General features: G+C 69.8%; 22 protein-coding genes. 7 read left to right on the top strand and 15 right to left on the bottom strand.

Annotated elements, in window-relative coordinates:
* Position 1: 1 nt before the first annotated feature.
* Positions 2-649 carry a PadR family transcriptional regulator gene (locus EFL95_RS07345; RefSeq protein ID WP_221176349.1) on the bottom strand — a complete coding sequence of 216 codons (648 nt, stop codon included), beginning with the start codon at positions 647-649 and terminating at the stop codon, positions 2-4.
* A 176-nt stretch (positions 650-825) separates the two neighbouring features.
* Here EFL95_RS07345 and EFL95_RS07340 point away from each other — a divergent pair, with 176 nt between their 5' ends.
* Complete coding sequence (locus tag EFL95_RS07340; RefSeq protein WP_123233371.1) at positions 826-1668, top strand: DUF3097 domain-containing protein; 843 nt, start codon at positions 826-828, stop codon at positions 1666-1668.
* A gap of 43 nt (positions 1669-1711) precedes the next feature.
* Here the strand turns inward: EFL95_RS07340 and hemW are convergent, their stop codons facing one another.
* From hemW to EFL95_RS07320, 4 genes are all read right to left on the bottom strand, one after another.
* Entirely contained in the window at positions 1712-2911 is a 1200-nt protein-coding gene (hemW, locus tag EFL95_RS07335) for a radical SAM family heme chaperone HemW (protein ID WP_123233370.1), read from the bottom strand.
* A gap of 9 nt (positions 2912-2920) precedes the next feature.
* Positions 2921-3784, bottom strand: coding sequence for an intradiol ring-cleavage dioxygenase (locus EFL95_RS07330; protein WP_123233369.1), 864 nt, complete (start codon positions 3782-3784; stop codon positions 2921-2923).
* A gap of 50 nt (positions 3785-3834) precedes the next feature.
* Complete coding sequence (locus EFL95_RS07325) at positions 3835-5685, bottom strand: AMP-dependent synthetase/ligase (RefSeq protein ID WP_123233368.1); 1851 nt, start codon at positions 5683-5685, stop codon at positions 3835-3837.
* Between the two features lie 97 nt (positions 5686-5782).
* Positions 5783-6430 (bottom strand): MOSC domain-containing protein, encoded by a 648-nt coding sequence (locus EFL95_RS07320; RefSeq protein WP_123233367.1) that lies wholly within the window; start codon positions 6428-6430, stop codon positions 5783-5785.
* Between the two features lie 148 nt (positions 6431-6578).
* Here EFL95_RS07320 and EFL95_RS07315 point away from each other — a divergent pair, with 148 nt between their 5' ends.
* Complete coding sequence (locus EFL95_RS07315; protein WP_123233366.1) at positions 6579-6947, top strand: YciI family protein; 369 nt, start codon at positions 6579-6581, stop codon at positions 6945-6947.
* An 8-nt stretch (positions 6948-6955) separates the two neighbouring features.
* Positions 6956-8158 carry an RNA polymerase sigma factor gene (locus EFL95_RS07310; protein WP_123233365.1) on the top strand — a complete coding sequence of 401 codons (1203 nt, stop codon included), beginning with the start codon at positions 6956-6958 and terminating at the stop codon, positions 8156-8158.
* Here the strand turns inward: EFL95_RS07310 and EFL95_RS07305 are convergent.
* The 5 genes from EFL95_RS07305 to lepA are packed head-to-tail and all read right to left on the bottom strand — an operon-like array spanning position 8144 to position 12745.
* Positions 8144-8803 carry an ankyrin repeat domain-containing protein gene (locus EFL95_RS07305; RefSeq protein ID WP_123233364.1) on the bottom strand — a complete coding sequence of 220 codons (660 nt, stop codon included), beginning with the start codon at positions 8801-8803 and terminating at the stop codon, positions 8144-8146. The two genes, EFL95_RS07310 and EFL95_RS07305, sit on opposite strands and share 15 nt — an antisense overlap.
* Positions 8800-9543 (bottom strand): DUF4328 domain-containing protein, encoded by a 744-nt coding sequence (locus EFL95_RS07300; protein WP_123233363.1) that lies wholly within the window; start codon positions 9541-9543, stop codon positions 8800-8802. Before EFL95_RS07300 ends, EFL95_RS07305 begins: the two co-directional genes overlap by 4 nt.
* Positions 9544-9591: 48 nt before the next feature.
* Complete coding sequence (locus EFL95_RS07295; protein WP_183407077.1) at positions 9592-10371, bottom strand: aminoglycoside phosphotransferase family protein; 780 nt, start codon at positions 10369-10371, stop codon at positions 9592-9594.
* Entirely contained in the window at positions 10368-10871 is a 504-nt protein-coding gene (locus EFL95_RS19455) for a GNAT family N-acetyltransferase (RefSeq protein WP_183407076.1), read from the bottom strand. The genes EFL95_RS07295 and EFL95_RS19455 overlap by 4 nt, the downstream gene beginning before the upstream one ends.
* Before the next feature lie 2 nt (positions 10872-10873).
* Positions 10874-12745, bottom strand: coding sequence for a translation elongation factor 4 (gene lepA / locus EFL95_RS07290; protein ID WP_246004842.1), 1872 nt, complete (start codon positions 12743-12745; stop codon positions 10874-10876).
* A gap of 129 nt (positions 12746-12874) precedes the next feature.
* On the opposite strand from lepA, the gene EFL95_RS07285 reads away from it, so the two are divergent.
* Positions 12875-14266 carry a WS/DGAT/MGAT family O-acyltransferase gene (locus tag EFL95_RS07285; protein ID WP_123233360.1) on the top strand — a complete coding sequence of 464 codons (1392 nt, stop codon included), beginning with the start codon at positions 12875-12877 and terminating at the stop codon, positions 14264-14266.
* Here the strand turns inward: EFL95_RS07285 and EFL95_RS07280 are convergent.
* Complete coding sequence (locus EFL95_RS07280; RefSeq protein WP_123233359.1) at positions 14253-14786, bottom strand: GNAT family N-acetyltransferase; 534 nt, start codon at positions 14784-14786, stop codon at positions 14253-14255. The genes EFL95_RS07285 and EFL95_RS07280 overlap by 14 nt on opposite strands.
* Before the next feature lie 31 nt (positions 14787-14817).
* Between EFL95_RS07280 and EFL95_RS07275 the strand changes: the two genes are divergently transcribed.
* From EFL95_RS07275 to rpsT, 3 genes are all read left to right on the top strand, one after another.
* Positions 14818-15780: a phosphotransferase gene (locus EFL95_RS07275; protein ID WP_123233358.1), complete on the top strand. Its 963-nt coding sequence runs from the start codon at positions 14818-14820 to the stop codon at positions 15778-15780.
* On the top strand, positions 15780-16415 hold the full coding sequence (locus EFL95_RS07270; RefSeq protein ID WP_221176347.1) for an NAD(P)H-binding protein: 636 nt from the start codon (positions 15780-15782) through the stop codon (positions 16413-16415). Before EFL95_RS07275 ends, EFL95_RS07270 begins: the two co-directional genes overlap by 1 nt.
* A gap of 118 nt (positions 16416-16533) precedes the next feature.
* Positions 16534-16794 (top strand): 30S ribosomal protein S20, encoded by a 261-nt coding sequence (gene rpsT / locus EFL95_RS07265; RefSeq protein ID WP_123233356.1) that lies wholly within the window; start codon positions 16534-16536, stop codon positions 16792-16794.
* 52 nt (positions 16795-16846) lie between these two features.
* Here the strand turns inward: rpsT and holA are convergent, their stop codons facing one another.
* From holA to EFL95_RS07245, 4 genes are all read right to left on the bottom strand, one after another.
* Positions 16847-17836: a DNA polymerase III subunit delta gene (gene holA, locus EFL95_RS07260; RefSeq protein WP_123233355.1), complete on the bottom strand. Its 990-nt coding sequence runs from the start codon at positions 17834-17836 to the stop codon at positions 16847-16849.
* 97 nt (positions 17837-17933) lie between these two features.
* Positions 17934-18389, bottom strand: a complete 456-nt coding sequence (locus EFL95_RS07255) for a hypothetical protein (RefSeq protein WP_123233354.1) — start codon at positions 18387-18389, stop codon at positions 17934-17936.
* Between the two features lie 506 nt (positions 18390-18895).
* Positions 18896-21178: a ComEC/Rec2 family competence protein gene (locus tag EFL95_RS07250; protein WP_123233353.1), complete on the bottom strand. Its 2283-nt coding sequence runs from the start codon at positions 21176-21178 to the stop codon at positions 18896-18898.
* On the bottom strand, positions 21175-22002 hold the full coding sequence (locus EFL95_RS07245; protein ID WP_221176346.1) for a helix-hairpin-helix domain-containing protein: 828 nt from the start codon (positions 22000-22002) through the stop codon (positions 21175-21177). Before EFL95_RS07245 ends, EFL95_RS07250 begins: the two co-directional genes overlap by 4 nt.
* Between the last annotated feature and the right edge of the window lie 44 nt (positions 22003-22046).

Raw genomic sequence — 22046 nt, 5'->3', positions numbered from 1 at the left:
CTCACTCCTCCTCAGCGGCCTCAGGCCCCTCGGCGAGGAGCCCGTAGAGCTTGCGTCGGGTGTCGGCCAGGATCTCGACGGCACGATCCTGCTGGGCAGGGGTGCCGGTCGAGGCGACCTGGACGATCGCGCCGACGGTCTGCTTGATCACCTGACGCAGGTCCTGGTGACCGTCGTCCTCGGTGCTGTCCTCGTCGAAGGCCCGCCAGACGGCGGTGATCTCCTCGACGTTCTCGGCGACGTGCGCGTGACCGGCCTCGGTCAGCTGCACCGTCTTGCGTCCGGTCGCGGCGTCCTCGATGAGACCCTCGTCGGCCAGAACCGCCATCGTCGGGTAGACCGAGCCGGGGCTCGGCTTCCAGGCGTCGTTGGTGCGCTCGGCGATCTGCTGGATCACCTGGTAGCCGTTGATCGGCTCGGTCGCGTCGGCGAGGACGCTCAGGATCGCCGAGCGGACGTCGCCACGGCGCACCCGCGCCCGGCCGCGTCCACGGCCTCCGCCGGGTCCGCCCCACTGCGGGCCGAACATCTGGCCGACCCACGGCGGCGGGCCGCCCATCGGGCCGCCCCAGTACTCGGTGCGGCCACGTCCGCGGCCGTGACCGCGCTGGCGTCGAACGGGTTCGAATTCGGTGTGGTTGTGCTTCATGTCGTGCTCCTTTGTCGGTGATCGAGGCGGCGCTTCTGAACTGCGCCGAACTTCTCGATGTGTTAACGATATATCGTGAACAGTACCGATGCAAGTTCTATTTCCCGGCGGACGCAGCGACCTCACGGTCAGCGCGCCTGCAGTCCCCCGGCCCCGGGCTTCCGTAGCGTTGCCGGGTGAGTTTCGACCGATACGGCAGCGACGTCCTCAACAGCGACTGGCGCAAGCCGAAGAACGGCCGCTCGGTCGAGGTGAGCGCCGACACCGGCCTGGTCGTCGAGGAGGTGCAGACCGACTTCTGCGGCGAGATCGTCAAGGTCGAGCGCGACCTCGGGACGGTGATCCTGGAGGACCGCCGGCAGAAGCGCCGCACGTTCCCGCTCGGTCCCGGCTTCCTCCTGGACGGCGTCCCGGTCATTCTCGTCGCCCCGACCCGCAAGGGACCGGCCCAGCCGACGCGGACGGCCTCCGGCTCGGTGGCCGTCGCGAACGTCAAGGCCCGCGTCGCCCGCGCCAGCCGGATCTTCGTCGAGGGCCGCCACGACGCCGAGCTGGTCGAGAAGGTGTGGGGCGCCGACCTGCGCATCGAGGGCGTGGTCGTGGAGTACCTCGAGGGCATCGACGACCTGTCCGCGCACCTGCGCGACTTCGGCCCGGGACCGGAACGCAAGGTCGGGGTGCTGGTCGACCACCTGGTCGCCGGGTCCAAGGAGAGCCGGATCGCGGAGTCGGTACGGAAGTCACCGATCGGCCAGCACGTGCTGATCGTCGGCCACCCCTACATCGACATCTGGCAGGCGGTGAAGCCCGAGCGCCTCGGGGTGGAGAAGTGGCCCTCGATCCCGCGCACCATCGAGTGGAAGAAGGGCGTCTGCCAGAGCTTCGGTTGGCCGCACCGCGACCAGGCGGACATCGCCCGGGCCTGGCAGCACATCTTGTCCAAGGTGACCTCGTACGCCGACCTCGAGCCGGCGCTGCTCGGCCGGGTCGAGGAGCTCATCGACTTCGTGACGGTCTGACTCGGCTCCCGCCGGGTTTCGACAGGCTCAACCAGCACGAGGCTCAGTCGAGCAGGTCGCGCACCACCGCGTCGGCGAGTAGCCGGCCACGGCGCGTCAGCACCAGCCGATCCCCCTCGAGCCCGCCCAGCCCGTCGGACACGACCTTGTCGACACCGGCCGGCTCGACAAGCTCCACCGGCAGCCCGTCACGTAGCCGCACCTCGAGCAGCACCCGCTCGACCCGTCGGGTCTCCTCGTCGAGCAGCTCCCGGGCCAGTGCCGGCGACTCCCCCGCGGCGAGGCGGTCGGCGTACGCGGTCGGGTGCTTCGCGTTCCACCACCGCACCCCGCCGACGTGCGCGTGCGCCCCGGGACCGATCCCGAGCCAGTTCTGCGAGAGCCAGTAGAGCTCGTTGTGGCGGCAGCGCGAGTCGACGTCGCGCGACCAGTTCGACACCTCGTACCAACCCAGGCCCGCAGCCTCCAGCAGGTCGTCGACCAGGGCGTACTTATCGGCGAGGTCGTCCTCGTCGGGCATCGGGAGTACACCTGAGCGCACCTGGCGGGCGAGCGCGGTGCCGTCCTCGACGATCAACGAGTACGCCGAGACGTGGTCCGGCGCGCAGGCCAGGGCCGCGTTCACCGAGGTCTCCCAGTCGGCCAGCGACTCCCCCGGCGTCCCGTAGATCAGGTCGAGGCTGACCTGCTCGAAACCGGCCTCGCGCGCCCAGGCGACGGCTTGCGGCACCCGTTCCGGGTCGTGGGTGCGGTCGAGCACGGCGAGCACCGAGGGCACCGCGGACTGCATCCCGAACGAGATCCGGGTGAAGCCGCCTTCCCGCAGCTCGGCCAGGGACTCCGGAGTGACGCTGTCCGGGTTGGCCTCGGTGGTGACCTCGGCGCCATCCGTCAGCCCGAACCGATCCTGAACCGCGCCGAGCATCCGCACCAGGTCAGCACTGGGCAGCAAGGTCGGGGTGCCGCCGCCGAAGAAGACCGTCTCCACCGCGGGCGCACCCGGCAGCACGCCCGCGAGGAGATCGATCTCCTGCACCGCGGTCGTGGCGTACGAGGCCTGCGAGGCGCCGCCACCGAGCTCGGTCGCGGTGTAGGTGTTGAAGTCGCAGTACCCACATCTCACCGAGCAGAACGGCACGTGCAGGTAGACGCCCAAGCGGCGCGAGGCGAGCTCGGCCAGCGCGGTGGCCGGCAGCGAGCCGTCACGCGGCGCTGGTTCTCCGTCCGGAAGGGTCGAGGGCACCGACCGAGACTAGACGGGGACGTTCAGGGTCGCGACGTAGCCCTTCGCCACCGAGCCGGTCATCGTGGCCAGCTGGAGCGAGTAGCCGTCGGAGAAGATGCCGTCGGTGTCCAGGCTGACCTGGGACAGGTTGCTGACGCTCTGCTCGTAGCCGTCCTCGGCGTAGACGGTCTCGCAGGTGTCCTTCGGGAAGGCCAGCTGGGAGGTCCGCAGCTTGTTCGAGGCGCTGGTCGCGTCGTCGACACTCGGGTAGACCTCGAAGTGCACGTGCGGCCAGCGACCGGAGTAGCAGGCCGGGAAGATCGAGGTGAACTCCACCCAGCCGTCGTCGTCGACGACCTGGACGCCGCGCAGGTAGTTCTGGTCGGCGACCGCGTCGGAGTACATCGAGTAGTTGCCGTCGCGGTCGCAGTGCCAGGCGTAGACAGCGGCACCCGACATCGACTTCTTCGTCGAGCCGCTCAGGTCGTAGACCTTGAACCGCAGCGTCAGCGGGACCCCGGCGGCGACCCCGGTGGCACCGGCGAAGCTCGAACGGATGTCGGAGCGAACCACCCCGGACTGGGTGAGCACGTTCTTGCCGTTCGATCCGTCCCCCGGGTAGGGGCCGGCGGTCTCCTCGGGGATCTCACCGTCGGCCACGGTCACGTTGCTGTCGGCGCCGGGCGCACCTCCGCCCGGAGCGCTGCCGCTGTTCGTCGACGTGCTCGCGGACGAGCCGTCGTCGCTGCTGCCGCAGGCGGCCAGCGTCCCGGCAGCCGCCAGGCCGCCGAGGATGCCGAACATCCGGCGCCTCGCCACTCCCTGCTCGATGATCTTCGGCAGGTCGTGCGACAAGCCGCGGTCGTGGTCCTCGATCTCCTCGATGCTCATGGATTCAGCATGAGCAGGACCGCTGTGCGGTTCCTGTGCGTCGGTTGTGCCTAGGAGTAGAGCCCGTCGATGAGCGCCTTGTTGTTCTCCTCGACGACGTTGCGCTTCACCTTCAGCGACGGCGTCAGCTCACCGGACTCGATCGTCAGGTCGTGGTCGAGGATCTCGAACTTCTTGACGGTCTCCCACCGGTTCAGCTGACCGTTGAGCTGCTCGACGTAGCCCTCCATCATCGCCTTGATCTCGGGCGAACCGACGAGCGTGGCGTAGTCCTGACCGCCCTTGCCGTTCTCCTTCGCCCACCCGGCCATGCTGTCGGGGTCGAGGGTGACCAGCGCGATGCAGTAGTTCCGCTCGTTGCCGAAGACCATGAACTGGCTGACGTAGGGGCAGAGCGCCTTCATCTTGGCCTCGATGGCCGGCGGCGCGACGTACTTGCCGCCGGAGGTCTTGAACAGCTCCTTGATGCGGCCGGTGATCGTGAGGAAGCCCTCGGCGTCCAGCGAACCCTTGTCTCCCGTGCGCAGCCAGCCGTCCTCGGTCAGCGTGCTCGCGGTCTCGTCGGGCAGGTTGTGGTACCCGTCCATGATGTTCGGGCCCTTGATCTGGATCTCGTCGCCCTCACCCAGGCGGACCTCGCCGCCCGGGAAGACCTGGCCGACGGTGCCGATCTTGTAGTCGTCGGGGTGGTTCACGAACGCGCCCGCGGAGGTCTCGGTCAGGCCGTAGCCCTCGAGGATCAGCAGGCCGGCAGCGTGGAACCACTCGGCGATGTCGCGGTTGAGCGCAGCCGAGCCGGAGAGGAAGAAGCGCACCCGGCCACCGAAGCGGTCGCGGATCTTGGCGAAGACGAGCTTGTCGAACAGCGCGTGCTGGAGCTGCAACGGCAGCGGCACCGACTTGCCGGCGAACTTCAGCGCGTCGACCTGTCGGCCGACCTTGAACGCCTGGTTGAAGATCTTCTCCTTCAGGCCACCCTCGGCCTCCTGCATGGTGATGATCCGCGCGTAGGCCTTCTCGAAGATGCGCGGCGCAGCGCCCATGAAGGTCGGCTTCACGATGCCGACGTTGTCGATGATCCGGTCGACCCGGCCGTCGATCGCGGTGGCGAAGCCACAGGCCAGCTGGGCGGAGAGCAGCACCTTGCCGAACGAGTGCGCCATCGGCAGCCAGAGGAACTGCAGGTCGGTCTCGTCGAGGATGCCCTGGCTCTGCACGACCGCGCCCTCGTAGGTCCACGAGGAGTGGGTCAGCCGCACGCCCTTGGGCTTGCCGGTGGTTCCCGAGGTGTAGATGAGGGTGGCCAGCTGCTCGGGCTTGATGCCCGAGACGGCCTTGTCGACAGCGTCCGGGTTGTCGGCGAGGAACTTCTCCCCGAGTGCGGCCAGCTCGTCGAGGGTGATCACCCAGTCACCTTGATCCGCCGCTTGTCCTGAGCTTGTCGAAGGGTCGAAGAGGACGACCTTGAAGAGGTCCGGCAGGTCGGCCTTGTGGTCACGCAGCTTCTGGACCTGCTCGTCGTTCTCGGCGAACACCACCCGCGAGCCGGAGTCGGCCAGGATGTAGGCCACGTCGACCGCCATCGTCGACGGGTAGACCGTGGTGGTGGCAGCGCCGGCCGCGAGCACCGCGAGGTCGGCCTCGATCCACTCCAGGCGCGTGCCGGCTGCGATGCCGACGCGCTGCTCGGACTCGATGCCCAGCGACAGCAACCCGGCCGCGAGCTTCTCGACGCGCTCCCCGGCCTGCTTCCAGCTGATGGAGGTCCACGGCTGGCCATCGGCAGCCGGAACCCGGAAGGCCTCGGCGTTCGGGCTCTTCGCGACCCGGTCCCGGAACTGTACCGCGAGATTCGGCGAGCGCTTCTCGATGAAGGAGGTGTCGCGGGAGACGGGTGACATGGGACTTCTCGCTTCTCTGTCGGGGGTCCTCGACGGATGTAGGTAACCTAGATCACGCCCGGTGAGCGCGACTAGTTAACCGCCATTCACCCCGGATTCAGGACCATCCCACGCTGCGGGCGCGCTCGTGGACCCACGGCTTCAGGTCCGGTACGGCGAGGGTCCGCGGCAGCAGGTCCGGACGGATCGTCACCGCGGCGAAGAGCTCGGCCACCGTCACGTCGTGCGCGGGCCGCTCGACCACCTCGATCGCGTCCCCGGCCTCGACGACGCCCTCCTCGAGCACGCGGAAGTAGGGACCCGGTCGACCTGCCAGCACGAACCGCTTGACCCAGGCCTGCGCGTCGTACCCGGAGTGCCCCATCCAGCCCTTGAAGGTCAGGCACGGGATCCGCACGTGGGCGATCTGCAACAGGGCCGTGCCGACCCGCCAGGTCTCCCCCACCAGTGCGTTGTTGAGGTCGATCCCGGACGTGGTCAGCTGCTCGGCGAAGTGTCCCGGCTCGAGCGCGCGACCGAGCTGTGCCTGCCACCAGGCGTAGTCCTCGACCGAGTAGGCGTAGACGCGCATGTACTCGTCGCCGTGGTTCACGGTGTCGGCGACCGCGTTGCCCTCGACACCGGTGAAGGTGATCCGCACCGGTCCCGCCACCGGACGCTTCTCGATCCCGGTGGTCGGCAGCGAGGTGGTTTCGTACGGCACGGCCTTGGGCAGCCCCACGTTGACCGACACCACCGACGCCATGCCCTGATCCTGCACGCTGGAGCAACCGGAATCCCCCGAAATTTGTTTCCCGGGCGCTGTCGTATCGCCCGAGCCGTGTTCGTGGATGGGGTGACACGACAAGATGGGGCCCAGAACAACTCTGGGCCGCGGAACCGAGGAGAACCCCATGACCACCTACCTGCTTTCCGTCCACCACGACCTGGGCGTCACCGACGAGTGGGTCCCCGAGGGCATGACCGAGGCCGAGGTCCAGCAGTCCTACGAGGACACCGGGAAGTTCAACGAGGAGCTCAAGGCCTCCGGGCACTGGGTCTTCGCAGGGGGCCTGGAGCCGCCGGCCAGCGCGACGGTCGTCGACAACCGCCAGGGCGCGAATGTCATCACCGACGGCCCGTACGCCGAGACCAAGGAGCAGCTCGGTGGCTTCTGGGTGATCGAGGCGGCCGACCTGGACGAAGCGCTCGCGATCGCGGCACGCGGTTCCTTCGCCTGCAAGGGCTCCGTCGAGGTCCGTCCGTTCCAGGGCCTCGCCTGAGCGTTCGCGTGACCTTCGACGACGAGATCACCCAGATCGTCCGTGCCGAGCACGGCCGGGTCGTGGCGCAGCTGATCCGGCGCCTCGGAGACATCGACCTCGCTGAGGACGCCGTCGCCGAGGCGCTGATCACCGCGCTGGAGAAGTGGCCGGTCGACGGCATCCCGCCGAACCCGGGCGCGTGGCTCACCACCACCGCCGGGAACAAGGCGATCGACCGGATCCGCCGCGAGGGCAAGCGCGACGCCAAGCACCAGGAGGCGTTGATGATCGAGGACGACACCCCTCACGAGCCGACCGGACCGGTCGAGGACGACCGGCTGCGGCTGATCTTCACCTGCTGCCACCCGGCCCTGGCACCGGAGAACCGGATCGCGCTGACGCTGCGGCTGCTCGGAGGCCTGACGGTCGGCGAGATCGCCGCGGCCTTCCTGGTCCCCGAGACCACCATGGGTCAGCGGATCACCCGCTCGAAGCAGAAGATCAAAGCGGCGAACATCCCCTACCGGGTCCCGGCCGAGGAGGACCTGGTCGAACGCCTCGGCGGCGTGCTCTCGGTCCTCTACCTGATCTTCAACGAGGGCTACCTGTCCTCGGGTCCGGCGATGCGGGTGGACCTGGCCGAGGAGGCCATCCGGCTGACCCGGCAGCTGACCACGCTGATCGAGAACCCCGAGGTCGACGGCCTGCTCGCGCTGATGCTGCTCACCGAGGCACGGCGCCCGGCGCGGGTGTCCGACGGCGTGCTGGTCACCCTGGAGAAGCAGGACCGGGCGCAGTGGGACTCCGCCCTGATCGACGAGGGCCACACGCTGGTACGTCGCTGCCTGACGGCGAACCGTCCCGGGCCGTTCCAGATCCAGGCCGCGATCAACGCCGTGCACACCGATGCGCTCGACGCCTCGATGACCGACTGGTCGCAGATCGTGAAGCTCTACGACCAGCTGGTGATCCTGACGCCCTCCCCGATCGTCGAGCTCAACCGCGCCGTGGCGGTCGCCGAGCTGGACGGACCGGAGGTCGCCCTCGCGATCGTGGACCGGCTCGAGCTGACCGGGTACCACCCGTTCCACGTCACCCGCGCCGAACTGCTGCGCCGGCTGGATCGCACGGACGAGGCCCGGGCGGCGTACGACGCGGCACTGGGCCTGGCCGAGAACGAGGCCGAGCAGGCGCACCTGACCGGCCGGCGCGACTCACTGACGCGCTAGCGCCGCCCGCACCAGCCGGGCGACCGCGGTCTGGCCCAGCCGCTCGGCGTTCTCGAGCACACTGCGGCCGAAGCGGTCCCGCACGCTCGGGTCGGCGCCGGCGGCGAGCAGCAGCCGGACCGCCTCCTGGTGCCGGGCGTCGCCATTGCCGAGCCCGACGGCCTCGCCCAGCGCAGTCCATCCGAGGTCGTTGACGTGGTCGATCGGGACGCCGGCCCGGATCAGGATCCGGATGACCTCGACGTGGGCGTGCTCGGAGGCAGGGATCAGCGCGGTGCCGCCGTACCGGTTGGTGGAGCGGACGTCGGCCCCGTGCGCCAACGCGGCCTCGACGACCGCGGCGTAGCCCTCGGCTCCGGCGTACAGGAACACGGAGTCCTTGATCCCGTCCTGGACGTTCACGTCGGCACCGGCGGCGATCAGTCGGAGCGCGACGCGCGGCTGGTCCCTCTTGAGCGCGGCGACCGCCCGCAGCCCGAGGCGGCGAGCTGATGCGGCAGAGACAGTCGGGGACGGTTCCGCGGTCTGCGTGGCCGTGGGTGTCGGGGGCCGCCCGCCGTTCGGAGTGTTCTTCGCGGCGGCGTCCTCTCCGGTCGAGCAGCCCGCGACCAACACGAGGGCGACCGCGGCGAGCGCGGTCCTCACGACGGACCCGGACGACCACCCGCTGCCGACTTGGCGAGTCCGGCGACGGTGAGCCGGTTGATGATCACCAGAGCCAGGACCGCGGCCGCGATCCCGATCACCGAGCTGGCCAGCCACCAGCTGACCTCGGCCTTCAGCGCATCCAGGCCGGGGTCGTCACCCGAGCTGGCGACGCGCAGGAACACGTTCGTCGCCAGCGTCGCGGCCCACCACCAGCCGATGATCGCGGTCGAGGCGGGAGTCACGAACTTGCGCCACAGGTCGCGCAGGTTCTGGAAGGGCATCACCAGGTTCGCGAACGGGATGAACCAGGAGCCCAGGTGCCAGCCAGCAGTGCGGTCGAGCTCGCCGGGCGCCGCGGACCGCGCCAGCTGGTACTGCCAGATCACCCAGAGGATGCCGGTGACGACGAACACGATGCTCCCGCTGACCCGCAGTACCGAGTGCAGGTCGTCGAACCGGGACAGGCGGTCGATGTCACCGGTCGCGACGGCCTCGTCGAACATCGAGAGGCCCCAGGCGTACAGGCCGACCTCGCCGATCGCGATCAGCACCGAGAGCAGGAGCCCGGCGCGGACCCCCTGCCCGAGCAGCGCGAACCGGTAGCCGACCGGCTGGTCAGGCCCCGGAACCGGAGCGTGCTCCTCGGTCCACGCGGCCCCGTTCCAGAAGCGGATCCGGCCAGGCACCTGCGGGTCCGGGTACCAGCCCGGCTGCGGCGAGTCAGGTGTGGTGGTCATGCGCGATGATCTCCGAGCCCCGGTTCCGCGCGCAACGCGACCCCCGGGTCAGTCCTGAACAGCCTTGACCACGGCGATGCACCGGGTCAGGTCCTCGGGGTCGACGGCGCGAGACGCACGCTCGACGGCTCGCACGACCACCCAGTCGCGGGCCTGCTCCTCGTCGAACCCGGCGGCGTCGATCGCAGCGTGGAACCGGCGTCTCAGTCCGTTGCGCACGTCCCCGGCCAGCTCGTCGAACCGTGTCCACAGCAGCGGGGCCACCTCGAACAGCGGTGTGCCGGAGAACGGCACGGGCGCGATCGCAAGAAGACCGCGCTCGCTCTCCACCACGTGCCCGTAGTGCAGGTCGCCGTGCACGAGCACACCGTCGGTCGCTTCGTCGGTCGCGAAGGTCCGAGCCACGGAGACCGCCTGCTCGACGAGACGGTGCGGCACCGGTCCGCCCCGCGGCACCGTCGCCAGCGTCTCCACGAGAGCCGAAGCCCAGGTCGAGAGACGCGGGAACGGTGCACCGATCGGGCGGTGCAGCCGGGCGTACAGCTCCCCGATGCGCTCGCAGGCCTCGATGTCCCACGCCTCCGACAGGTCCGGGCCGGTCGCGCGCTCCAGCAGCAGCGCTCCGCGGTGGGGGTCGGCGCGGAGCAGCCGCACGGCGCCGTCCCCGTCCCAGCGGGTCAGTGCCAGGTGCTCGATGGTGTCCGGCTCGCCCACCTTGAGCACGGCCGGACGACCTTCGCGGGTGCGGACCGGCTGCGCGTGACCTGCGTACGACGCGCCGTCCGGGGTCAGCTCCCACTCCTCGAGCACGTGCCCGGTTTCGGTCACGACGGACCCGGGGACGACCGGATCACGTGGTCGTCGGGAGCGTCCGCCCTGCCGGGCACCCTGACCCGCTCCTCGGTCCAGGTCCCGAAGCAGGCCTCCGCGACGGAGCGCCAGAACTTCCCGGCCGCGACGTTCTCGTGCTGGAAGGCGACCCGCCAACGACCCGGATGCCGAGCGATCACGTCGGCCGCGAGCTCGCTGCCGGTGCCGAAGCGCCGTGTGGCCGGTACGACGAAGAAGGCCGCGAGCTCGCGCTCCTCCTCGTCCAGACCGTCCACCAGCGCGAACGCGACCGGGGACTGCTCACCGGTGTTCGGGTGCGGCTCCCACGCGACGTAGCCGACCTTGCCCGGTCCCGGGTAGTCGTCGAGCTGACTGTGCCGGTAGCGGCCGTCGGCGTACGGGAACCCGAGCACGACCGGCGAGAGGTCGTGCCGGAACGCCTGGTAGAGCCAGGCGACGACCGGCCACTCGTCCTCGGCGACCTGCCGGACCAGCACGACTACTTCTTCTTCTCGCCGCCGCCGGTGGTGGACAGCGCGGCGATGAAGGCCTCCTGGGGGACCTCGACGCGGCCGACCATCTTCATCCGCTTCTTGCCCTCCTTCTGCTTCTCCAGCAGCTTGCGCTTGCGGGTGATGTCACCGCCGTAACACTTGGCGAGCACGTCCTTGCGGATCGCGCGGATGGTCTCGCGGGCGATCACCCGGGAGCCGATCGCCGCCTGGATCGGCACCTCGAACTGCTGCCTGGGGATCAGCTCGCGCAGCTTGCCGGCGAGCATCACGCCGTAGGAGTACGCAGCGTCCTTGTGCACGATCGCGCTGAACGCGTCGACGGGCTCGCCCTGCAGCAGGATGTCGACCTTGACCAGGTCACCCGCCTGCTCGCCGGCGAACTCGTAGTTGAGCGAGGCATAGCCCTTCGTCTTGGACTTCAGGTTGTCGAAGAAGTCGAAGGCGATCTCGCCCATCGGCAGGGTGTAGCGCATCTCGACGCGGTCCTCGGAGAGGTAGTCCATCCCGAGCAGCGTGCCGCGCTTGGTCTGGCACAGCTCCATGATCGTGCCGATGTAGTCGGCCGGCGAGAGGATCGTGGCGGTCACCACCGGCTCGAGGACCTCGCGGATCTTGGAGTCCGGGTACTCGCTCGGGTTGGTCACCTCGATCCGGGATCCGTCGTCCAGGGTGACGTGGTAGACCACGTTCGGCGCGGTGGAGATGAGCTCGAGGTTGAACTCGCGCTCGAGCCGCTCCCGGGTGATCTCCATGTGCAGCAGTCCGAGGAACCCGCAGCGGAACCCGAATCCGAGCGCGCCGGAGGTCTCGGGCTCGTAGGCCAGGGCCGCGTCGTTGAGCTGGAGCTTCTCGAGGGCGTCGCGCAGCGTCGGGTAGTCGTCGCCGTCGATCGGGTACAGGCCTGCGTAGACCATCGGGTTCGGGTGCTCGTAGCCACCCAGCGGCTCGTCGGCCCCGTTGTGCTGGCTGGTGACGGTGTCACCGACCCGGGACTGGCGGACGTCCTTCACCCCGGTGATCAGGTAGCCGACCTCGCCGACCCCCAGGTCGCCGGCCTTCACCGGTTCGGGGCTGATCACCCCGACCTCGAGCATCTCGTGCACGGCGCCGGTCGACATCATCTTGATCCGGTCGCGGTGCGAGAGCTTTCCGTCGACCACGCGCACGTAGGTGACCACGCCGCGGTAGGTGTCGTAGACGGAGTCGAAGATCAGCGCGCGCGGCGGGGCATCCGGGTCCCCGACCGGCGCCGGTGTCGTCCGGACGATCTCGTTGAGCAGCGCCTCGACTCCCAGCCCGGTCTTGGCCGAGGTCAGCAGGACGTCCTCGACCTCGCACCCGACCAGGTTGGCGAGCTCCAGCGCGTACTTCTCGACGTTCGCCGACGGCAGGTCGATCTTGTTGAGCACCGGGATGATGTGCAGGTCCGCACCCATCGCCAGGTAGAGGTTCGCGAGCGTCTGCGCCTCGATGCCCTGGGCGGCGTCGACGAGCAGCACCGCTGCCTCGCACGCCTGCAACGACCGCGACACCTCGTAGGTGAAGTCGACGTGACCCGGGGTGTCGATCATGTTGAGCACGTAGGTGCCGGGCTCGGCGCCCTGCTCGTTGTCGGCGGCGACGGTCCAGGGCATCCGCACGGCCTGGCTCTTGATGGTGATGCCGCGCTCGCGCTCGATGTCCATCCGGTCCAGGTACTGCGCCCGCGCAGCCCGCTCGTCGACGACGCCGGTGATCTGGAGCATCCGGTCCGCCAGCGTCGACTTGCCGTGGTCGATGTGCGCGATGATGCAGAAGTTCCGGATGATCGCGGGGTCGGTCCTGCCCGGCTGGGGCGCGGCTGCGTTGCTGGACAAGGAACACTCTCGGGTCGAACGGAGGGACCCCCCATTCTTCCACGGCAGAACCGGTCGATTGACCATCGGGCGAGTAACGACTCCCGTCACTTCTCGCGGGTAACAACCGCGCTCCCCTACGCTTCGGCCATGAAGCGGATGAGCGGGGTGGACGCGGCGTTCTGGTACGGCGAGACGCCGGCCTGGCACATGCACATCGGCGCGGTCGCGATCCACGAGACCGCCGACGCCACGAACTTCAGCTTCGCGGAGGTCCGCCGGATCGTCATCGAGCGGCTCCCCCAGATGCCGCAGCTGCGGTGGAAGGTCGTCGAGGCCCCCTTCGGCCTCGAACGCCCGCACTTCGTCGAGGACCCGAACCTCGACCCCGACTTCCACATCCGCCGCATCGGTGTCCCCCAGCCGGGCACCCGCAAGGAGCTCGACGAGCTGATCAGCCGGCTGATGTCCTACAAGCTCGACCGGAACCGGCCGCTGTGGGAGCTGTGGGTGATCGAGGGTCTCCAGAAGGGGCGCGTGGCCACCCTCACCAAGATGCACCACTCGATCGTCGACGGCGTCTCCGGAGCCGGCCTGGGCGAGATCCTGCTCGACGTCACTCCCGAGCCGCGCGAGGCCTCGACCGAGGTCGTGCACGGGATCGGCTCCAAGACCCAGAACCCGATCAAGGGGCTCGCCGAGGGCTGGGTGAACCTCGCCTTCCGGACCCCGGCCCGGGTGGTCGGCATCCTGAACCAGACCGTGCGCCAGCAGCTCGCCGTGCGCAACCAGCAGAACAAGCCGCCGGCCTTCTTCACCGCGCCGACGACCCGGTTCAACGCCACCCTCAGTCCGCACCGCCGGATCACCGGCGTGAAGATCGAGCTGGAGCGGGTCAAGGCTCTGAAGACGGCGTACGACGTGAAGCTCAACGACGTCGTGCTCGCGCTCGTCTCCGGTGCCCTGCGGATCTACTTCGCCGACCGCGAGGGCATCCCGACCAAGCCCCTGGTCGCGCAGATCCCGGTGTCGACGCGCACCGAGGAGTCGGCCGGCCACGTCGGCAACCAGGTCAGCTCGATGACGGTCAACATGGCCACCGACGTCGAGGACGCCGGGGAGCGGATCAAGGCGATCTTCGAGAGCACCCAGGGCGCCAAGGAGATGGCGAAGGCCCTCAGCGCGCACCAGATCATGCAGCTGCCCGACATCACCCCGCCGGGTCTGCTGAGCATCGCCTCGCGCGCCTACACGGCCAGCGGGCTGGCCAACAACCTCGCGCCGATCAACCTGGTCGTCTCCAACGTGCCGGGGCCGCCGTTCCCGCTCTACATGGCGACGGCGCCGCTGATGTCGCTGCTCCCGATCGGCCCGCTGGTCCTCGATGTCGCGCTCAACGTCACCGTGTTCAGCTACCTGGACTCGATCGACTTCGGCTTCGTCAGCACGCCCGAGGTCGCACCGGACCTGGACCAGCTCGCCGATGCGGTCCGCGGCGCCCTGGTCGAGCTCGAGGAAGCGGCCGGGATCACCGCTCCGTGAGATCGACCCAGTAGCGCAGCTTGCCCTGGCGCTCGTCCTCGAGCACGCCGCCGTTCTTCTCGATGACCCGCCGCGAGCCGACGTTGTCGGTGTCGCAGGTGATCAACGCCCGCTCGATGCCGAGGTCGACCGCGATCGGCAGCGCCGCAGCCAGCAGCGCCGTGGCGTGGCCTTCGCGGCGGCGCGAGCGGCGGACGTCGTAGCCGATGTGCCCGCCGACCTCGAGCAGCCAGTCGTTCAGCTCGTGCCGGATGGCGAGGCGACCGACGTACTCGCCGTCCTCGACCCACCACAGGTTGGTGCAGAGCACCCAGCCTTCCTTGCGGACCCGGAGCGCGTCGTCGTTGAGCGTCCCGACGTATTCGGCGAAACCCGCGGGCGTCTCCCAGCGACCGGTCCAGGTGGCGAGGTCGTCCCCCACCATCGTCGGCTCCCCGGTACGACCCTCGGCCGCGAACTCGGCCATCGCCGCCAGGAACGTGTCGTGGTACGCGGTGTCGAGACGGATCAGCTCACCCATGGCGCCAAGTCTGTCTGCTTGAATCCCGGACATGGAACCGATTTCCGCGCCCGTCGGCATCGACGGCGTCCCGACGGTTCCGCACGGCAGGACTGCCCTGCGCCTGGAGTGGAAGTTCCTGCCGCCCGAGGTCCGCGGCCTCATCGAGCAGCACCTTGGCTCGCCCGTCGCCGGTTCGGTCTCCCAGACCGCCGGATTCACCCCCGGCTTCGCCTCGATCGTCACCGGCGAGAACGGCAACAGCCTCTTCGTGAAAGCGGCCAGCCGCGCGGCCCAGTCCGAGATCGCCTCCTCCTACGCCGAGGAAGCCCGCAAGCGGCTGCTCCTCGGCGACCAGGTCCCGGCGCCCCGGCTCGACTGGATCAGCGACGAGGACGGCTGGGTGGTCCTCGGGTTCGAGAACGTGCCGTCCAAGCAACCGCGTCGACCCTGGCGACCGGCCGAGCTGAACCGGGCGCTCGACCTGGCCGAGGCCATCGTCGCCTCGACCAGCAGCGTGCCGGCCGAGCTCGCGCTGCAACCCCTGTACGTCGACCTGCCCCCGCTGCTGACCGGCTGGTCCGGCGTACCGGAGGACTGGCCGCACCACGACGAGGCCGCCTCGCTGGCACTCAGCCTGGCCCAGGTCCCGGACAACCGGCACTTCGTGCACGCGGACCTCCGCGACGACAACATCCTGCTGGCCACCGACGGCCGCACGATGGCCTGCGACTGGAACTGGCCCGCGCTCGGACCGGCCTGGGAGGACACCGTCGACCTGCTGCTGTCCGCGCACGGCGACGGCCTGGACGCCGACGCCTTCCTGGCCGAGCGCTCCCTGACCCGGGACGTCGACCCGGACCACATCGACGCCTGGCTGGCCGCGATCTGCGGGTTCATGCTCTTCGCCCGCAACCGCCCCGGCCCGTCCGCCTCCCCGCACCTGCGCACCCACACCGACTGGTACGCAGAAGTCGCCTGGTCCTGGTTGTCCCGGCGCCGAGGATGGTCCTGATGCCCCGCACCGCCCTGCTTGCCGGAGCCACCGGACTGGTCGGCTCCCACCTGCTCGACCAGCTGCTCCGCGACGACCACTGGGACCACGTGGTCACGGTCGGTCGACGACCGACCGACAAGGCGGACCCGAAGCTCGAGCAGCTCGTGGTGCCGTTCCCCGAGATCGGCGCGCTGCCGGCCGTCGACGACGTGTTCAGCTGCCTGGGCACCACCATCAAGGTCGCCGGCAGCCAGGAGGCGTTCAGCTCCGTCGACCACGACGCCGTGGTCGCACTGGCCGCCCAGGCGCAGCGGAGCGGGGCGCAGCAGTTCCTGCACGTGACCGCACTCGGCGCCTCGGCCGGCTCGCGGATCTTCTACAACCGGGTCAAGGGCGAGACCGAGCGGGACGTGGCCGCCGTCGGGCTGCCGACCACGATCGCCTTCCGTCCCTCGATGATCGACGGCGCCCGCGACGACCAGAGCCGACCGGGCGAGAGCCTCGGGCTGGTGGCGATGCGCGCGGTCGGGCCGCTGCTCGGCAAGTACCGACCGAACAAGGCGTCCGACATCGCTGCGGCGATGATCAGGGAGGCCAAGGCCGGTTCGAGCGGGAACCGCGTCATCGAAGCGGGGCAATTCGGGCGCTCCTGAGGCGCTCTTCTCGATTTGGGCGCTGCGGCGCCCCGCTGGTATCGTTTCCCCTCGTGTCTGGCACGTCCGGACGCCCACATTCTTCAAACCCGTACCAGCAACAGACAGGTGAGCCTCCGTGGCCAACATCAAGTCCCAGATCAAGCGCAACCGCCAGAACGAGGCGGCACACGAGCGGAACAAGGCTGTCCGCTCGGCGCTGAAGACCGCTGTCCGCAAGTTCCGCGAGGCTGCTGCCGCGGGCAACGCCGACGAGGCCAAGGCTCTGGCTGCCGACGCCGGCAAGAAGCTGGACAAGGCCGCCTCGAAGGGCGTCATCCACAAGAACCAGGCCGCGAACCGCAAGTCGGCCATCGCGAAGCAGGCCTCGTCGCTCTGACGAACCCCTGACTGCCGAGAAGGCGCCCTCCGCTCGCGGAAGGGCGCCTTTCTCAATTCGTCCGGGCGGGGCGGGCTCGGACGATCTCCAGCACCATCTTCTCCAGCGAGTACGCCGCGTCGTGGGCCTGGCCCTTGATCTCGGCATCCGCCGTGGCGACGAGCCTGATCGCCCGCGCCAGTCCGGAATCGTCCCAGCCGCGGGACTGGTCGCGCAGGGTTCGCAGCTTCCAGGCGGGGACCCCGACCTCGCGCATGAGGTCGTTGTCGCGCATGCCGCGGGGAGCCGACTTGAACCGCGCCAGGCTACGCAGGCCACCCGCGACGGCGCTGGTGATCAGCACCGGCGCCGTGCCCCGGTCGAGCGCCCACCGGAGCTCCTCGAGCGCCTTGGCGGCTTGGCCGGCGATCGCGTGGTCGGCAACGGCGAAGGACTTGGCCTCCGCACGCCCACCGAAGTAGGTCTTCACCATCGCGGTCGTGATCGGCTGGCCGGCGAAGTCCCCGGCGAGCTGGCTGGCAGCGGCGGCAAGAGAGCGCAGGTCCTGCCCGACAGCCTGGACCAGGAACGCGGCCGCCTCGCCGTCGATCTTGACCTTGAGCTGGCGCAGCTCGTTGACCACGAAGCCCGTGAACTCGCTGGGCTTCAGCGGCACCGATTTCACCTCGGTGACGGCTCCCTCCTTGCGGAGCTTGGTGAGAACACCGCTGCCCTTCTGACCGCCACCGTGCACCAGCACCAGCGCGACGTCCTCGGCAGGTGAGCCGACGTAGTCGAGCAGTCCGGCGACGGACTCCTCGGGCAGGTCCTCGAACGAGCGGACCACCACGCAGCGGGTGGAGGAGAACAACGACGGCGCCGCGAGCTCGCCCAAGGTGGCCATCGTCAGCAGGTCGGCGGAGGTCTCGCTGAACTCCGCCTCAGGGTCGGCCTTGCGAACCGCGGCACGAACGGCCTGGACCGTGCGCTCGGCGAGGAACTCCTCCGGACCGGTGACCAGGGTGACCCGGCCGAGGACCTGGGAGGGATCGGGCGTCGCCATGGCGGCAGCCTCTCACGGACGACCGACACGAGCCGAAGCCCCCGCACCAGATCGGTGCGAGGGCCTCAGCCCTTACCTGTCGAGAGGCCCCGCGACGTCAGTGGCAGTTGAAGGGCGCCGTGTAGGTGACTCCGCCCCTGCTGACCGTCTGCGCATAGACACAGACCGTGAAGCTGCTGTCGTACGGCATGGTGACCGCCTTGTTGAACGACGTCGAGCTCCCGTTCTGCAGCCGGGAGCCGTTCACGTAGGCCTCGGGGTTGGTGTTCCCGTAGGCCACGCACCCGATGTAGACCGTTGCAGAGGCCAGGCCGGTCGCGAACGACTTCGGTGCGATGGTGCCGACGAGCCTGCCCGTGAAGTTGTGCGTGAGCGTGCTGTACGAGCTGACCTTGAACGTGCAGCTCGCGACGGAGAGCGCGTTCGAGGTTGCGGCAGTGTCCGAGAACGGCTGGAACGCCGACGCCGACGGGCTGGTGGCGATCGCGACCGGCACCATGAGGGACAGCGCGCCGAGGATCAGGGCGAGCCGCCTGGAAAGGGACTTGAACATAGGACTGTCCTTCTCTGAAGAGGAACTTTCAGAAGGGTCCCGAGAGATTCCTAGAGCCGGCGGTCTGGCGACCGCCGTCGCAACTGGGACGTCCCGCGAGGAACGCCATCTCGCCAACGGCTGACCGCCGCGGCCTCGACGTACGCCCGGTCCGGGGCCGCAGATGCGGCTCGCGGGCTTCGGGCGTATCCCCCGTCGCTTCCCCGAGAGATCGCGTTCTACTCGGGGTCCAACCTGCACCCCGATCGCCGCCCGGGAACAGACTCCCGGGTGGCGGGTCTATACCTCCGGCACCGCTGCTGGAACCGCAGCGAACTCAGGTCTAGAAGCCGGGTACGAAACCAGCGAAACACCCAAGTCGCCGCCGGTCCACGTGTGAACGGCGACTAGCGGTACCGGAGCGGTCCGCTGTGCCCGGAACTCCGGAAAGCTCCGGTGGCCTCGTTTCGTGACGAGCGCCACCTCCCGCCGATGCGATGTCCGCCACTGCCGGAGTGTGCACGGGGTCACTCCCGGACGCCCCGGACCACGGTGGACAGGGCGCCGTTGCCGTCGACGACGACCGCGACGTCACCGTCCAGGTCCGTACGTCGCACCTGCATCCCCGCCTGACGCAGCAGGCGCAACGTCACTGGAGCCGGGTGCCCGTAGTCGTTGTTCAGACCAACTGAGATCACCGCGAGCCGAGCCCCGAGACTGGTGACCAGGTCCTCGTCCTGCTTGCTCGATCCGTGATGCGCAACCTTCAGGACGTCGGCCTGCAGGTCGGGGTACAGCCGGCGCAGCTCGGTCTGCGACGGTCGTTCCTGGTCGCCCGTCATCAGGATCCGGATCCCCCTGGTCTCGACGAGGAGCACGACGCTGGCGTCGTTCGGGGGCGACTCGGAGTCCGGGTAGTCGGTCCGCGTCGGCGCGAGCACCTGCCAACGGACCGCACCAACCTCGGTCTGCTCCCCCGCCACCGCCACCCGAACCGGTACGCCGGCACCGTCGGCGAGCTCGTGCACCAGCCGACTCCCGCCGGGCGGGTCTGCGAGCGACGTGGTCACGATCTCGCCGACGGACCGCTTGCGGAGAACACCACTCAGTCCGTCGACGTGGTCGGCGTGGAAGTGGGTGAGCACGATGACCGGGACGTTCCGCACCCCGAGCCGTCGCAGGCAGCGGTCCATCAGACGGGGATCAGGTCCGGTGTCGACCACCACGGCCGCGTGCGGACCGGTGGCCAGCACCAACCCGTCGCCCTGGCCGACCGAGCAGGCCACCAGCACCCAGTCACGCGGCGGCCAGCCCGGCGTCGGCAGCCCCACCAGGACCGCGACCGTCATCAACCCGGCGAGCACCCCGGCGGTCGTCGGGCGGGCGAGCAGGCGTCCGAGTCCTGTCGCGATCCCCAGGCAGAACCCGGTCAGCACGAGGAGCGCGAACGGTCCGGCTCCCCACTCCACGGCAGGGACCGGAAGGTCTGCCGAGCGATGAGCGACCGCGATGATCGCCGAGGCACCCCAGGTCGCCGGGGTTGCGACGAGGCGACCGAGTGACCCGGACAGCAGGCCGACGAGTCCTCCGGCGAGACCGAGGACCGTCGTCGGGCCGACGAACGGCCCCGCGGCGAGATTCGCCGCCACGGCGACCAGGCTGACCTGTCCGGAGATCGCCGCGACCAGCGGCGTGCAAGCCAGCTGTGCGGCGAGGGGAACGGCGATCGCCTCGGCCGCCCAGCCGGGCAGCCAGGTGCTCAGCCGTCGCCGCCATCCGGGTGCGAGCAGCAGGATCCCGGCGGTCGCCAGGACCGAGAGCGCGAAGCCGACCGACCGGGCCAGCCACGGGTCGATCAGCAGAAGCAGGAACGCCCCCACCGACAGCCAGGTGAGGCCTCGGCGCTCGCCGACGGTCCCGAGTCCGACCAGGGCGATCGTCCCCATGGCTGCGGCTCGCAGGACGCTCGGCTCCGGACCGGAGAGCAGCACGAATCCGATCACCCCGACTGCTCCGACCGCGACGAGCCCGCGTGCTCGGACCCCGGCCAGCCGCGCCAGGCTCAGCAGGCCACCGACCATGAGGGTGAGGTTGGTGCCGCTGACCGCGAGCAGGTGGGTCAGACCGGCGGTTTGGAAGTCGGCGACCGTGCGCGCCGGCATCGCAGTGTCGTCGCCATCGACGAGCGCCGGGACCAGAGCTGACGGTTCGGGACCGGCCCGAGAGACGGCCTGGCGAATCGAGGAGCGCAGGCGGTTCGACGCCCGAGTGACGAGACCTGGTCCCGCGACCACCTCCGGCGGGCCCCGAGCGGTCAGCACGGCTGCACGCTCCGGGTCGAACGATGGGCGCAACGGTCCGGACAGCCGCACTTTCGCCCCGCGCGGGACGGACGCCGCGGGAGCGAACACCTGGATCGGAGCGCGGAGCCGGAGGCGGTGGTCGTGCGCGGTGACCTCGACCACCGTCGCGTTGAAGAACACCCGGCCACCGAACCGGCTCTTGACCCGCTGCGGGGCGGTGTCGAGCACCGCCACCACCCGGACCGAGGCGTTCAGAGCGGCCAGCCGTCCGATCGCGCTCTCCTCGACTCCGGCCCGTTGGACCGCCGCCGAGGTGAACACCGCGCACGCGCAGACCAGCCAGCACGCCGGCGTGACCCAGGTCCGTCCGAGGGCGCGACGCCGCCACACCCAGAAGCCCACCGGGAAGGCCAGCAGCCCGAGGCCCGGAGTGGACGCCAGCCCGCAGACGGCGGCTGCCCAGGCGACAGCTGCGAGCAGCGGGGCGCGCAGATCCAGACGGGTCACAGCGTCAGGTGCGGGGCGAGCTGGGCCAGGGTCTTGTCGCCGATCCCGTCGACGTCGAGCAGCTCGTCGATCGAGCCGAAGGCTCCGTGTGCGTTGCGGTAGTCGAGGATCTTCTGCGCGGTCACCGGTCCGACCCCGGGCAGGGACTCGAGCTGCTCGAGCGTCGCCTGGTTCAGGCTGACCGGTGCGCCGGCCGACCCACCTCCCGCCGTACCGGCCGGCGACGATGCCGCCGACGGCGCGGCGACGCCCACGAGGATCTGCTCACCGTCGACCAAGACCCGCGCCAGGTTGAGGCTCGTCAGATCGGCGCCGGCGCGAGCACCCCCGGCTTTGCGGATCGCATCGACGACCCGTGATCCTGCGGGCAGGGTCAGCACTCCCGGATGTGCGACCTTCCCGGCCACGTCGACGACGACCGGACCTGCGCCCGACGAGGCAGCCGACGGTGAATCCGCCAGAGGCGTGGCTGGCGCCGATGTCTTCGCACGCGGCACCGGGACCGCCTCCGAGGACGCGCTGATCCGGATCCACGCCACGACCACGAGTACCGCCGCTGTGACGGCCACCAGGACCGTCAGGTGCTGCGCTGCGAACGGCAGCCGATCAGCCAACCGCTCGCGGAGACCCTCCGAGACCCGCCCGACGAACGGCCCCGCATCCTGTGATCGCGCGTGCCGGCCGGGTCGGCGCACCACGGTGATCGGTGCGAGGTCGTCCTCGCTCTCCGGTGGCAGCAGACCGGCGCTGCGCAGCTCCTCCCCCAGCTCTTGCACCCGAACCCGAGCCATCGCCTCGGCTTGGTCGGTGAGCTCCCTGCGCATGCCCGCGACGCTAGGGAGCGTGCACGGGAGTGACGACTCCGGTC

The sequence above is a fragment of the Nocardioides marmorisolisilvae genome, from assembly GCF_003725775.1.
Taxonomy (GTDB): Bacteria; Actinomycetota; Actinomycetes; order Propionibacteriales; family Nocardioidaceae; genus Marmoricola; species Marmoricola marmorisolisilvae.
Note: the sequence above shows the minus strand (reverse complement) of the source record. Positions and strands in the feature narration are given on the sequence as shown.

What these genes read in the sequence shown, in the direction of transcription:
- EFL95_RS07345 (WP_221176349.1), bottom strand. Translation starts at nt 649, where the DNA reads ATGAAGCACAACCACACCGAATTCGAACCCGTTCGACGCCAGCGCGGT.
- EFL95_RS07330 (WP_123233369.1), bottom strand. Translation starts at nt 3,784, where the DNA reads ATGAGCATCGAGGAGATCGAGGACCACGACCGCGGCTTGTCGCACGAC.
- EFL95_RS07325 (WP_123233368.1), bottom strand. Translation starts at nt 5,685, where the DNA reads ATGTCACCCGTCTCCCGCGACACCTCCTTCATCGAGAAGCGCTCGCCG.
- EFL95_RS07320 (WP_123233367.1), bottom strand. Translation starts at nt 6,430, where the DNA reads ATGGCGTCGGTGGTGTCGGTCAACGTGGGGCTGCCCAAGGCCGTGCCG.
- EFL95_RS07315 (WP_123233366.1), top strand. Translation starts at nt 6,579, where the DNA reads ATGACCACCTACCTGCTTTCCGTCCACCACGACCTGGGCGTCACCGAC.
- EFL95_RS07300 (WP_123233363.1), bottom strand. Translation starts at nt 9,543, where the DNA reads ATGACCACCACACCTGACTCGCCGCAGCCGGGCTGGTACCCGGACCCG.
- EFL95_RS07285 (WP_123233360.1), top strand. Translation starts at nt 12,875, where the DNA reads ATGAAGCGGATGAGCGGGGTGGACGCGGCGTTCTGGTACGGCGAGACG.
- EFL95_RS07280 (WP_123233359.1), bottom strand. Translation starts at nt 14,786, where the DNA reads ATGGGTGAGCTGATCCGTCTCGACACCGCGTACCACGACACGTTCCTG.
- EFL95_RS07275 (WP_123233358.1), top strand. Translation starts at nt 14,818, where the DNA reads ATGGAACCGATTTCCGCGCCCGTCGGCATCGACGGCGTCCCGACGGTT.
- EFL95_RS07270 (WP_221176347.1), top strand. Translation starts at nt 15,780, where the DNA reads ATGCCCCGCACCGCCCTGCTTGCCGGAGCCACCGGACTGGTCGGCTCC.
- holA (WP_123233355.1), bottom strand. Translation starts at nt 17,836, where the DNA reads ATGGCGACGCCCGATCCCTCCCAGGTCCTCGGCCGGGTCACCCTGGTC.
- EFL95_RS07255 (WP_123233354.1), bottom strand. Translation starts at nt 18,389, where the DNA reads ATGTTCAAGTCCCTTTCCAGGCGGCTCGCCCTGATCCTCGGCGCGCTG.
- EFL95_RS07245 (WP_221176346.1), bottom strand. Translation starts at nt 22,002, where the DNA reads ATGCGCAGGGAGCTCACCGACCAAGCCGAGGCGATGGCTCGGGTTCGG.